Here is a 12,757-nt window from a genome sequence, read left to right on the forward strand (position 1 = left end):
GATGAGCAGGCTTCAAACAGGTCTAAGGGCGCTCATGTACGGTTACGTAATAAGGGTTTTCCCCATCGTCTCCCTAGCGGGCTTTGTGGTCTCTGCCTACGGGTGGTTCAGGCTATACCAGTGGTCTAAGAATAGGGCTCTTATACTCGCTCTAGTAGGTGTACTCGCGATCATCGGATTAAACGTAACTCTGGTGCTGACACCTCCCCAGCAGGTTACGGGTTTGTCTGAGAACATGACTTCGAGCGAGATGGCCAACGCGCTTGTAGCCCTTGAAAACCAGCTGGAGAGCCCGCTAACAGTAGTGACCTTGGTGGTACCTTCCATAGGCCTACTCTTCGAGTCTACGGGGCTCATACTCCTCCGCAAGCTCTACAACGGGAGGCCCCCTCTCGTAGCCCCGGCGTTGCTAATCGCCTACGGCCTCCTCTTACTCGCCCCCCTAGTCTATTTGCCCTGGATAGAAGCGGGCATCAAGTCTGTTAGGGAGAGCCTCGTCAACGGGAGCCTAAACACGACTACAGCGCTGAGCAGCCTCGGCCAGCTATACCTGCCCTTCAATATAGTCGAGTTCGTGGTCATGTTCACAAGCCTCCTAGCATACATCGTCCTAGCGTTCTTCTTCTACAACATGAGTAGAAGTGCTGAAGAGTAGGGCCTGACTCTAAGCCGCGTGCGTTGCCTCGCCTACCAGGTGAAGTAGAAGAAGTAGAGTAGGGCGCTGACAGCGATCACCACGAGGTAGACTACGGGCTTCCATCTCAAGACTTTCGAGCCGTCTAGCGGCGGGACTGGGAGCAGGTTGAAGAGCGCGACCCAGGCGTTAACGTAGCCAACGTTGTAGAGGAGGCTCACCAGCAGGGGGCCTACAAGACCGGGCGCGAGTTGGAGTATGCTGACCGAGACGATGGAGACGACGATGTTGTAGAGCGGCCCCGCTAAACTGACCAGGCCGTCTATCCTCCTCAACTCCTCCCTGTCGTATGTGAGAGGCGAGACCAGCGTGAACCCTGGCATCACGAACTTCACCGGGACGAAAGGGAGCGAAGTCGCCAGCGTGACGAGGAGCCCTATAGGGGAAAGGACGTACCTCGACCAGCAACCCATCCTCCTAGCCGTGTTCCTGTGAGCCAGCTCGTGGGGTATTACCGCCAGGAAAGAAGCTACCGCCGCTACCGCGAAACAGGCAAGGCTGCCCCCCAGTAGGCAGCCCGAGCCGAAGGCCAGTGAGACGGCTACGCCCCCTATTAAAAGTGCCACCGGCTCGCTGAGACCCAGCAGCCAGCTCATGGCTAGACAGCTCCCGTGTAGAGGGATTGGCTCTCGGCGTAAAAAGCGTTGCCAGGAGCTAGAATTGCGAGGTGGGGCTAGACTACTGTGCCCGGCGGGAAGCTGGCTCTCTCGTCGCCGAACAGGTCGAAGGGTATGCTGTCGACCCAGTCATATGAGGGCGGATTGGTGTTGACATAGAACTTGAAGACTAGCTTCAGCCCGGTCAGTAGGTTGAACCCGTATATCTCGACCCCTAGGAGGCCCGCCCAGAGGAAGGCCACGGTGACCTTCCTCCTCAACATGTCCAGTGCCGGCTGCTTTGGGTCGGGGAGTGACAGGCTGTAGGGTGGTGGGTAGCTGTCGTCGCAGTAGGCTGAGCTCAACACGAGATACCTCCAGACAGCGACCTCCTGGAGCCAGGGCCAGTAGTAGCTCGGGCTTATTGGTATCCTGAAGACGAGGTACGTGGTGCCGTTCCCGTAGTAATACGCTGCTACAGGGGTCATCGTTATGTTACCCTTGTTTGTCTGCGTGAAGTTCAAGAGGGCCAGGCTCCCGCTGTATACTGTCAACCTAGTCGTGTTCGGGTTGACGATGTAGCTTGAAGGGACGCCGTTGAAGTTCGCGTAGGCTGTAACGTAGACGGGTAGGTAGAGCCCGTCGTACTTCCAGTAACCCTGCTGGAAGACAGCTGTGTAGCCTATCTCCACCCACCTCGTAATCCTCTTGTACCCGAGATAGGGGTTGTATACGTCAACAGTGACGTTGACGCGTAGCGCGACCCTGCTGTAGGAGGAGCCCGTAGTGATGTTGCTGGCTATAGTCGTGGCGTAGGACGCGTTCACTATAACCCCCGAGGGGTACACCGTGTAGCCGAGGGTATTCATGAGCCCAGCCCAGTTCCTCACCGTATTGTAGAGACTAGAGGCAAGGAGCGTGGACACGGACTGGGCCGAGAGATTGACAGCATTGTAGAACCTGGCGAAGGACTGGTTGAAGCCCCGCGAGGTGTAGTTGGACTCGCATAGGCCGTAGCACACGTAGTCGTCGTAGTTGTAGACGACGTCCCACCTCATCGAAGTAGGGCACCTCTGGAAGTTCCCTGAGACGGGGTCGTAGTACCACTCATATTTCGCGCTGCTGTTAAAGCGAACCAGGGATGACTGGTAGCTGAAGTACTCTGCGTAGTTGCCCCAGAAGGTAGACGTGAACAACGAGCTCGCGTTACTACTGAGCCTCGCTAACGTGGACAGTATGATCGAGTCGATCTCGTCCCCTATCACGCCCCAAGCCGCTTGCTCGGACCCAGAGGGGGTGGACACGTAGTTTAACGTTGAAGTCGAGTAGTATATGGTCGCCACTATTAGGCTTAGGACGAGCGCTAGGGCCACGACTACGGGCATCTCCCCCCTCATCACGGAGCCACCCTCACAACGTAGAAGTATACGAGCCCATCTCTCGTCTCTCTCATGTACGTGTAGACCCTGTAGTAGCTGGAGGACTGAGACGACCTCAGCTCGCAGTAGTCCACACTTAGAGTCCTCCCGGTCTGGAGGTCGATCACTGTCACATTCACGAACACGTAGGAGACCCCCGTAGAGTTCTTCAGGGCGTACGCCAGCTCGCAGGCACTCCACGTCATCTTGGAGCCTATGACACTGTAGACGTTAGACCCCACTTCCATCACCCTGTAGGAGGAGACGCCTGATAACAAGTTCAAGTAGAGGATGGAAGCTACGGCTACGAGGAGCCCTATCGCGGCGATGGATGCGATTATCTGGACTTGCCCCTTCACCGCTGCCACACCTTCACGTCTACTACGTAGTCGAATACGCCGAGCCTAACGTAGAAGGTTGTCTCCCAATAGCCGCTCGAGGGCGGTCTCTCGCCTACGCTGAACACCCCCCTGTAGACGGGTGCCGTTATCGAGTTCGAGCCGTCGTAGAGTACCGTCATGACGAGGTTGGATATGGGGAGGGTGAGGTTCCTGGTGTTCGCCCAGCTACTCACGTAGACCGGGTTCGAGCAGTAGTAGTTGCCGGAGTACCACTGGCACGTCAAGTTGACTGTGACATGGGATTCGCCCACGAAGGTCCTTAAAGTGCTGTATGTCGAGTTCCAGGCTCCAGTCAACCTCGAGTAGTAGCCTATGCTACTCCGGTTCAGCGTCACGTTGTCGTAGCTCCCCGGGTTGAAGACGACCCATACGAGCGGCTCGTAGTAGGTCGAGCTGTACGCGTTGAACGTGTTGTTTGCGTAGTAGAGCAGGGTCGTGTTGTACACGGTTGAGAAGTTCGGGTGGTTGTACGCCTTTACTGTTGAGAGAAGACTGTTAGAGACCGCCAGCATCACGTTCCCTGAACTAGAGTACAGGTAGGCCGACGCGGACGGGTCCTGGAACCAGTAGTTGACGAACCTGGCAGAGGACGACTCAAGGACCGCCACAACAGCCTGTGGGGTGTTCTGGAGCGTGAAGGTGTAGGTGTAGGTCCCCGAGCTAGGGTCGAAAGCGTCGGGGCTCGCCTTTGAGAGCGTGCTCCAAGCGCCGCCTTTAAATACCAATAGTACTGCGAGCGTCCCGTTGTATAGGGTCTTGACGACCAGGCTACCCCCGCTCACGGTGACGCCCGTGATCCCGGAGGAAACAGTGGCGTTAAAGCCGTACCTGCTGTAGATGGTCTCGCCCACAGCGCTCTTGACGTAGCTCACAATGCTGTTGTAGAGCTCCGGAAGCTCCGGTGTAAGGTTACCGTTGGAAAACGCGTTGCTAAGGGCGAGCGATACGGCCGTGGCGTATATGTCTACCACGTTCGTCTGGGGCGTCCTGACTAGGGGCTTGTAGTAGACGTTGACCATCATGTTGAAGACCGGTATTACCGAGAGTAGTATTATGAACGCCAGCACGTACTCGACTATCTCCTTCAACTACTCCTCGCCCCCTTGACCATTACAACGACAACCTCGTCGCCCGAGGGCGTGACAACCAGTGCCACGTCTACTAGGAGCTTGCTTCCGAAGACAACCACCGGCCTCAGAGAGTAGCTTATGACAGGCATAGAAGGCGGCGATGCGCTCTCTACCGGGCCGAAGTACACCGAGGGCTCGGGGTAGACGAAGGGCCTCGCTCTCACGTAGTAGTAGAAGCCGGACGTGGGCACTGTCTTCAAGTTGCTGTACCCGTTCGCCGTCCCTATTACCACTAGGCCCGTGTCTACGTAGCCGTAGTAAACACTGTACAGGTAGAGGTAGCTGTACGACGAGTTGATGTAGTAGGCTGTAGTGTTGTATAATACGTAGTACGCTGTGCTGTTGAAGTAGGCGACCCCCGCGAGAGCCAGAGAGCCTATGCTTACAGGGATGTTGGTGTTCAGCCAAGCGTCGAGACTCGAGTTCTTGAACACGACCGTGTACTGAGGGGTGTCCCCCTGGGCAGGCTGGCCGGATGCGTGGACTGCCACCCCGTACTGTTGGACAGGTTGTGTCAGCTGGGGTAGGAACCTGAACACTGTACCACCTGATATAGTCTGGTTCAAGACGAAGGTCGTCACGATGTTGCCCTGGTCGTCGTAGACGACTATGTAAACTGGTGTCGTGACCCCCAGGATGGGGTTCAGGGAGACGTCGACCACGGCTACACCGCTCTCGTTCGCCACTGCACTGTACGTCAGGTTGTCGCTGAACAGGGTCACGCTCCAGCCGGCCGGCAGTCCTACGAAGGTTATGGTTGTCAAGTCGACTGTCTGCTGGGCCGTGTTGTACCTAGCGGCTACGAGGTCGTCGTAGAGGGAGTTCTCTGGCGTGTAAATGCTGTAGGGGGAGACTGCTACGGCTCCCACGTAGTTGGGGTCTGAGGGTATTAGGCCGCTCTGCTTCGAATAGAACAGGAGCGTTCTCCCAGTCTCCGCGTCGTAGACTCTGACCGTCAGGTGGTTTGAGACTCCTGGGCCGAGTATGTCTACGTATATGAACACCCAGCAGGGCTCGTCGAAGCCCTTCGGGCTAGCAGAGTCGACCTTGGTCCAGGTCTTCGCGTTGTTCAAGTCGCCTATCCACAGCTCCAGGTCCTCGCCGCTACTGTTCACCGCGACGAAGAAGTTCTTGAAAAGGCTGGTGTCCTGGGCCAATACGAGACCTCTCAGGACATCGTCAGGTTTAACCAAGACCTTGAACAGGACCTGGTACTCCTCCTGCCCTCTAGGGGCGTTGGACGGCGGGTTCCACCTCACTATCGCAGCAGCCCAGTAGTCCGAGTTGGAGATCGTGACTTTACTGTAGTTGTAGGCGTTTAAGAGGGTATCCGACTCTGACGACACTATGCTCCAGTTACCGTAGATGACCGTGTAGTTCGAGAGGTTGACGAATGGGTCGATGACAGGGGGGATGAACTGTACACCGAACCACTGTAACCCGCCTGTTATGTTGTAGAGGGCTAGCCTCCAGTCCTGGTCGTTCAGTGTGAGAGGCGCACCGTAGCCCTCTACTATCACGCCCTGTCCACTAGGCGTCAGCGTCAAGGGTGTCTTGTAAAACAACGTGAGCAGCGTGGGGGATGTCTTGCCGGGGAAGGTCGCGTTAACCGCCACGCCCGACAGTCCGCTGAGGTTGTACTGCGTTATGCTCCAGCTAGTGGCGTTCACTGGTAGTATGCCCCACGCACTCTGTATCGACTGCTGATCCACGCCGCTGAAGTTGTAGAACACCGGGAAGACCCCGGGGTCGCTCCTAGACGTCGCAAGGGGGGCACCCCAGTACATGAATATCGTCTTGTTCGTTTTGGCGGCTAAGTAGGGGACCTGAACCCACACGACGGCGTTGGTGGAGTTCCAGTACTCGATCCAGTACCTGAGCGGCGTGACACCGTCGCTGTCAGCGAACCTCAAGTCGTTGTAGGAGGGTGTGAAGTTGAGGAGACCGTAGGTGCAGCGGAGGCTCGACGGGTTAAACACTACTCTCACCAGGTAGTTCGTGAGGTTTAACCCGGAGTTCTCTTTGACGTAGAGGGCCTCCCTACACAGCCAGGGAACCCCCGACTCCGCGTAGCCGGTGTTCGGGTCGAAGCCCACACGCGTCGCGTTGTAGACCCAGCTCCCCGTCGCGACCATCACTTGCCTCCCCTGGAGGTCGGCGGGCTTCAGCACTAGGCTGACAGACCAGACCTTGTTGTCTGGTGCAGCGGCCACCACATAGAGAGCCGTCGGGTCGTAGTCGGCCCTCTGCCTAATGGTGGGGAAGTACTGTGCTAGAACACTACCGTTACCGATGTAGACGTTGTAGCCGGCACCGTAGTAGACCTCAACCGGGAGGTTGAGCGTAAGGAGGCTACCATTGGCACCCGATATCAGGAGGTTCCTGAGGGAGCCCGCGAGAATAGACGAGACAGCGCTCAGCACGTTCTCCATGTTCCTCCTGTTCATTACGTCGACTGTGGTGAACGCGTACAGTGAGAGCGCGACGAAGACGGCTATCAATGCCGCGAAGCCTATCAAGTGCGTGAGGACGGGGGCCGGCACTAGCCCATCACCACCGTTACGTTGACTACCGTGAGCGAGACTGTCACAGGTCCACCCGTGTACTGGCTATATATGTCCCTCGGCCCCAGGGTAGCCGGGCTACTGAGGGCCGGGCTCTTCACCACTACTGTGAGGTTGTAGACGTTCGAGTACCAGTAAGTAGAGGAGCTGGACGCGTACACCTCGGCGAACCCCCTGCCCGGGGCTAGCACGGGGTTGAGTACTACGACCACTACGTTGAAGTAGTAGAACGAGCCCAACCTGTCGAAGGTCGCCTGGACGCTCGCGTAGAGACGGCAGGTGTCCAGCTCTATCCGGGCCGAGCCGTTCTCGTAGAACTCCCTCACGCTGGGTAAGAGCCTTGGATCGTCGACTACTAGAGAGCCGTTTCCGTAAAGGTAGCGTGAGGACTGAGTGTACGTGGAGTAGGAGGCGGCTGTTACAGAGTAGCACGGTAGTTCGAGGACGGGGCTTGTGCTCGAGTTCACGTATACCCTCACGTAGCCAGACTGCCTGTAGCCCAGGGCCATGGTGGACTTGGGGTAGGTCACTACGTAATCGCCGCCGTTCAGCACGTAGTACATGTTGGTCGCCATGTTTAGAAGGACTTGCCTGTAGTAGATGTACTCTGCTCTGTAAACGTTGCCGAAGCCAGTTAAGTAAGAGTAGCCCAAAACAATAGAGAGCAGAGCGAGCAGAACGCCCGTCATTATAACGGTGGCAAAAACCTCGGAGACACCGTTCAAACTAGCACACCTTACCCAGCCATTACTTTTAGACTTGTGCAAATGTCTAAATTAAGTTTTCCTCGCATAGTCCAAAATTGAGTCCTGGCACGCAGACCGGTGGGTTTGTTCGGGTTTTAGAGCGTACTCTCCTTTCTCTCCAGCCAAGTGTCAGCCTACCATTACACCTATTTTGATGATCCGGAGTTCGACCTCTATCCCGTAGCTCGAGCTAGACAACGCAGCCTGGATGTCGGGTGGTAGCTGGACTTGTTTACCGTTTATGTAGATGGTCAAGCTCGTTACGTTGGTGTACAGTATGTCGACGTCCCTACTCGGGTCGTGCCTCAGTACTAGCAGGCCCTGCCCGTATACCTCGGGTGGCCGGTCAGGCCTGTTTAACCCTGTGAAGTTCGATACCATGAAGGTAACCCTGGCTTTAACGCCTTGTGTGGAGTTCACGTAGACTACCTGGTATGTTACTACAGATGGGTCTAAGACGAGGAAGCTCGCGCCCTGCTGGTAGTACTCGTAGACCAGCATACCAGGGTGTCCCGAAGGTAAGAAGCTCGAGTTGACCCCGTAGACGATGTTGAATCCCTGTACGAGGTTCCTCCTGACTACGGCTGTTAGAGCCGTGATGTTCCCCACTACCCTCGGGTTGTTGTTGACTACGAGCGTGAGGTTGAAGGACCTCGTGGTGAACCCTATGGAGACGTAGTTAAACGGGTAGCTGTACTCGAGCTTGAACGGCTGCTCTAGGGCTGAGACTGCTATGTTCCTGAACACGGACTTGACGTAGCCGAATTCTACAGAGGCCTGGTTCCTGTCCAGGTAGAACATCACGTACATGAACCCGGCTACAGATATGCTCAGGGTGACGGCGAAGAGTATTACTGCCGAGACTGCCTCGCTAAGCCCTCTCAGCTCAACCACCAGCCATTCCCACTAGCCCGCCCCCGAACATCGGCGTGAGGACGAAGAACGCGACCGAAGCTATTGTTAAGATAAGCGCGTGCTTGAAGCCGGAGGCCGTTGACTCGTTTGCCACTTTACCCGCGACAAGCCCCATTATGTAGCTGTTCAGTACTATACTGGGGAGTACCTGGCTAGCAGCGGCCTGGTAGGCACCGACGCTTACTGGGAGTTGCCCCATGAAGCTCGCCATCAGTACGACGGTCATGGACGAGAGTATGGCGCCCATGTAAGGTACTATCATCAGCGTCCTCAAGCTACGCTTCTTCTCCAAGTCCATTGCCTCAACGCTCTCTGCGAACCCGGCGAGAGACTCGAGTACCTCGATGGTGCCGCCGCCTACCTCGATGCTGTCTGTGAGCATGTACAGGAGGATCTTGGCCCTCCACACCCTTATCTTCCTGAGGAGCTCGTCTATGATCCTCCCCAATGGTATACCCAGCTCTAGCTCGAGAGCTATCTTCCTCAGGTAGCTAGTGAACACACCGTAGTTCCTCCTACTCAGCTCGAGAATACTCCTCTCGGGGGAGAGGCCAGTCTTCCTGACCTCGACCAGGTCTCTTATGAACCTCGTGATGCCGTTTATGATCTTGTACTCTCTCGAGACGTACTCGTAGTAGGCGACCGCTGGGATGGTGGCATATATCAGAGCCATACCCAGAGCTACGCTGCCGTAGGTGTAGCTCGGTAAGTGGTAGAGCTCCGCCGGCCAGACCAACATGTGGTACATCCCGCTAAGGACAGGGTTGTACTTGAGGGGGTGGTAGGGGGGTATACTAGTGTATAGGACCCAGCCGAAGAACAGGAACAGCGCTGTTAAGGGCATTGTGAGGCCTAGCGCGACTATGTAGGGTCTCCAGTCCATCCAGGGCTCCTTGAACTGGAGGAGGTCGGCGAAGTAGATGACGGCAAAGGACAAGAGGGGTAGGAGTATGTACAAGAGCATGAACATACCTCCACCAGTCAAACCGAAGGGGAGGACGCCGGCGAAACTCTGTGTGACGAAGTACATGACCGTCATTGTGAGGAGCGTCAAGAGGACTACAGCGAGGTAGGACTCGAGGAGGCCTCCCAGCCTGTCGGCTGTTATCTTGATTCTAACGAGGAGGTCGTTGAATAGGGCTCTAGCCTTTTTGTTCAAGTAGTCGATCACGTCGCCGCCGGCCCTCACCGTTGTGACGTAGCCTGCCAGCACGTCTCTCACGATAGGGCTGGGAGACCTCTCGCCTAGTAAGCTGAAAGCCGTCAGGGGGTCTTTGCCGAGGACTCTTACAAGTAGCGTGAACCTCTGCCCTATCTCAGCGCTGTGGGGCATTATCTTGCCGCTCCTCGCCACCCTCTCGAACGCTACGTACGGGCTCATACCGCTCTGGACTAGGACGCTCAAGTAGCTCATAGTGTAAGGGAACTCGGTGTCGATAGCCGAGGCCTTGTTCGAGACGCGCAGGCTCGGGTAGGCCACGAAGATTAGGAAGACGAGGGCGGGTAAGACGACCACTACGACTCCCAAGATCACGAACCTCAAGACGACGGCTAATGCGAGGAGGGCTACTGCGACCCCCGTGGAGATTGCCAGGGAGAAGACGATCAGGGAAGCGTAGACGGGAGGGTGGATGTGGAGGTCTGACCTCCTGATAGAGGTGCTGATAGACGGGTAAACGTCGAGTATCTTCAGACCTAGGGGCTCAAACCACTTGTACACCTTGTCGAGAAAACCCATTAAGCGACCCTCACACAGTTAAATATCACAACCCCCAACTTTATATTGTTGCTAACAAGAAATATAATTGTCGGGAGGGAGCTTTTGCCAAAACTGTCGATTAAACTCCCCTTGCAGAGGGTGAGGAAGCCGAGGAGCGAGTTGGGCGAGCTCGTCAAGGCCATAACACCGGTCGAGGAGCCCCTGCGGCTCCTGATTAGGGAGCCGGGCTCTAAGGTCCTGGACTCCTACTACGTTTACAAGCCTTTTGTCAAGGTCACGGTCGCAGAGACTAAGGAAGGCATTGTGTACTATGTAGAGGAGTTCGGGCTGACCGAGGAAGACAGGGCGGTCCTAGAGAAGCTCACGGACATCGTTATGGACGAGATGAGGCCCCCGGCGAGACCCGGTGTTGTCAAGGACCTAAGGGAGTACGTCTACTCGGAGATACAGAGGATAGCCGACAAGTACAAGGAGAAGCTGGGGCTTGTGGGCTCCCGTAGGATCAAGCTGATGTACTACCTGGAGAGGAACCTGATAGGCTACGGCCCCATAGACCCCCTGATGAGAGACCCCAACATCGAGGACATATCCTGCAACGGCGTCAAGACCCCGGTCTTCGTCTGGCACAAGAGGTTCGAGAGCATCCCCACCAACATAGTCTTCGAGAGCGAGGACTACCTGAACGAGTTCGTCATGAAGCTAGCCCACATGTCCGGGAAGCACATCAGCGTGGCCTACCCGATAGTCGACGCGATGCTACCGGAGAAGCACAGGCTCGCCGCCACGTTCGGGAGGGAGGTCTCCGTCAAGGGACCCACCTTCACTATAAGGAAGTTCAGGGAGAGGCCCTTCAGCCCCGTCGAGCTCATCGAGGGTAAGGTAATAGACTCGGTGGTGGGCGCCTACCTCTGGACGCTCATCGAGCACGGCAAGACGGCGATGGTAGCCGGCGGCACTGGTGCCGGCAAGACCTCGTTGTTGAACGCGATCTCGCTGTTCATCAAGCCTGGAAAGAAGATCGTCACGATCGAGGACACGCCGGAGCTCAACCTCCCCCACGTCAACTGGACGCAGCTAACCAGTAGGGAGACCTTCGTGGTCGGCCAGAGCGTCGGGACTAGCGTTAGGCTCTACGACTTGGTCAAGCTCAGCCTGAGGTACAGGCCAGACTACATAATCGTCGGCGAGGTCAGGGGGGAGGAGGCCTTCGTGCTCTTCCAGAGCATGGCGACTGGGCACGGTGGCCTCTCAACCATCCACGCCGAGACACTCGACTACGCGATAAAGAGGCTCACAAGCCCCCCGATGAACATACCGCCGGCCTACATGAAGCTGATGAACGTGTTCATACACATACAGAGAGTCCTCACAAGAGTCGAGAAAGGCGTTGTCTCCGTGAGGAGGAGGGTGACAGTACTACAGGAGGTTGAGGACGCCGACAAGTACATCAAAATCGCGCAGTGGGACCCGCGGACGGACAGCTTCATAGTAGACCTCTCGAAGAGCATACACCTCAGAGACATAGCCGAGAAGAGGGGCCTCGACTTCGAGGACATACTCGAGGAGATCGAGAGGAAGGCAACCATCCTAAACTGGATGAGGGTTAGAGGGATAGCCGATGCCTGGGATGTAGCAGGGATCATATTCGACTACTACCATGACCCCGAGGCGGTCTACAAGAGGGCTCTTGGAGAGCTGGAAGAAGCGCACGTGGAGATCCCGAGACTCGCCGAGAAGACCCCTATCGAGATCGAGAAGACTATCGAGATATCCTCCGGGGGGAGGTCTACTGCTCAAGGGAAACAAGGATCTTGACCGGTATATTGACGTCGTACTTTGAGGCCAGGAGTTCGAGGTCTTTCTCGATAGCCTCCTTCAACTTCAAGTGCTCGCACTTCTTCATAAACCCCGCCCTCTTAACGCTCACTCTCACGTAGAGCACGCCCTTTGATAGAGAGACACCGTACGACAATACCTTACAGCCGTAGAAGCTGGAGTAGTCGTTGACCAGTCTCTCCAGCTCTGAGTTGAACGACTTTATCTTCTCGGCCTCCACGGCCAAGAGAGACTGTTGCACACTGGGTGCCTCACCTTTCTGGGCCTCGGCTCTCGGCTTCTCGGGTACTTGACTAGTCTTCTCCTCCTCCACTAGGGGTAGCACCTCGTAGACGTATGCCGTAACAGGCCTGTCTTTAGCAGACATAGCTAAGACCACGAGAGGTTTTAAACCCGCTACTCTCGTTGAGGACTGTGTGAGGCTAACCATTGAAGAAGAGACTAGAACCCCCTTCTCGATGTACACGGTGAACTTGTAGTCCTCGAGTCTCACGGTCACTAGTATGTTCTTGTCTGGGCTGAGAGACGTGATGTTCAGGACGTCGTCGTAGCCCAGCTTGACGACCTTGACCAGCTTGCTCCTGAGGAGGAGGTTAGCCTCGGCGCTCAGGTCTTTCAGCAACTCCAGTCTAGAGTAGTCTATGTTGAGCCTTGTTATGAGGTTGTAAATCTCCTGCTCTGTGACCAAAAAACACAGCCCTGAGGCTAGAATTATACTTACGGTTACTTATAAGCAA

The 12,757-nt window shown here is 56.1% G+C and carries 11 protein-coding genes; 2 read left to right on the forward strand and 9 right to left on the reverse strand.

From position 1 onward, the window contains the following. The first annotated feature begins 1 nt into the window (after position 1). Positions 2-655, forward strand: a complete 654-nt coding sequence (locus TCELL_RS06235) for a hypothetical protein (protein ID WP_014737891.1) — start codon at positions 2-4, stop codon at positions 653-655. Between the two features lie 32 nt (positions 656-687). On the opposite strand, the gene TCELL_RS06240 is transcribed toward TCELL_RS06235, so the two are convergent. From TCELL_RS06240 to TCELL_RS06275, 8 genes are all read right to left on the reverse strand, one after another. Then, the gene (locus tag TCELL_RS06240) at positions 688-1,290 is read right to left on the reverse strand and encodes a site-2 protease family protein (protein WP_014737892.1); all 603 of its coding nucleotides are present in this window, start codon (positions 1,288-1,290) and stop codon (positions 688-690) included. A 77-nt stretch (positions 1,291-1,367) separates the two neighbouring features. Further along, positions 1,368-2,687 carry a hypothetical protein gene (locus TCELL_RS06245; RefSeq protein ID WP_014737893.1) on the reverse strand — a complete coding sequence of 440 codons (1,320 nt, stop codon included), beginning with the start codon at positions 2,685-2,687 and terminating at the stop codon, positions 1,368-1,370. Then, positions 2,687-3,067, reverse strand: coding sequence for a hypothetical protein (locus TCELL_RS07355; RefSeq protein WP_014737894.1), 381 nt, complete (start codon positions 3,065-3,067; stop codon positions 2,687-2,689). Before TCELL_RS07355 ends, TCELL_RS06245 begins: the two co-directional genes overlap by 1 nt. After that, positions 3,064-4,197: a hypothetical protein gene (locus TCELL_RS06255; RefSeq protein WP_014737895.1), complete on the reverse strand. Its 1,134-nt coding sequence runs from the start codon at positions 4,195-4,197 to the stop codon at positions 3,064-3,066. The genes TCELL_RS07355 and TCELL_RS06255 overlap by 4 nt, the downstream gene beginning before the upstream one ends. Beyond that, the gene (locus TCELL_RS06260; protein ID WP_014737896.1) at positions 4,194-6,782 is read right to left on the reverse strand and encodes a DUF2341 domain-containing protein; all 2,589 of its coding nucleotides are present in this window, start codon (positions 6,780-6,782) and stop codon (positions 4,194-4,196) included. The genes TCELL_RS06255 and TCELL_RS06260 overlap by 4 nt, the downstream gene beginning before the upstream one ends. Next, on the reverse strand, positions 6,782-7,528 hold the full coding sequence (locus tag TCELL_RS06265) for a hypothetical protein (RefSeq protein WP_014737897.1): 747 nt from the start codon (positions 7,526-7,528) through the stop codon (positions 6,782-6,784). Before TCELL_RS06265 ends, TCELL_RS06260 begins: the two co-directional genes overlap by 1 nt. 150 nt (positions 7,529-7,678) lie before the next feature. Continuing rightward, positions 7,679-8,443 (reverse strand): hypothetical protein, encoded by a 765-nt coding sequence (locus TCELL_RS06270; RefSeq protein WP_014737898.1) that lies wholly within the window; start codon positions 8,441-8,443, stop codon positions 7,679-7,681. Beyond that, positions 8,436-10,202: a type II secretion system F family protein gene (locus TCELL_RS06275; protein WP_014737899.1), complete on the reverse strand. Its 1,767-nt coding sequence runs from the start codon at positions 10,200-10,202 to the stop codon at positions 8,436-8,438. The genes TCELL_RS06270 and TCELL_RS06275 overlap by 8 nt, the downstream gene beginning before the upstream one ends. A 93-nt stretch (positions 10,203-10,295) precedes the next feature. Here TCELL_RS06275 and TCELL_RS06280 point away from each other — a divergent pair, with 93 nt between their 5' ends. Continuing rightward, positions 10,296-11,999, forward strand: coding sequence for a type II/IV secretion system ATPase subunit (locus TCELL_RS06280; RefSeq protein ID WP_157864766.1), 1,704 nt, complete (start codon positions 10,296-10,298; stop codon positions 11,997-11,999). Here the strand turns inward: TCELL_RS06280 and TCELL_RS06285 are convergent. Continuing rightward, positions 11,971-12,708: a hypothetical protein gene (locus TCELL_RS06285; protein WP_014737901.1), complete on the reverse strand. Its 738-nt coding sequence runs from the start codon at positions 12,706-12,708 to the stop codon at positions 11,971-11,973. The genes TCELL_RS06280 and TCELL_RS06285 overlap by 29 nt on opposite strands. Positions 12,709-12,757 lie beyond the last annotated feature (49 nt).

The organism is Thermogladius calderae 1633, from assembly GCF_000264495.1.
Classification (GTDB): Archaea; Thermoproteota; Thermoprotei_A; order Sulfolobales; family Desulfurococcaceae; genus Thermogladius; species Thermogladius calderae.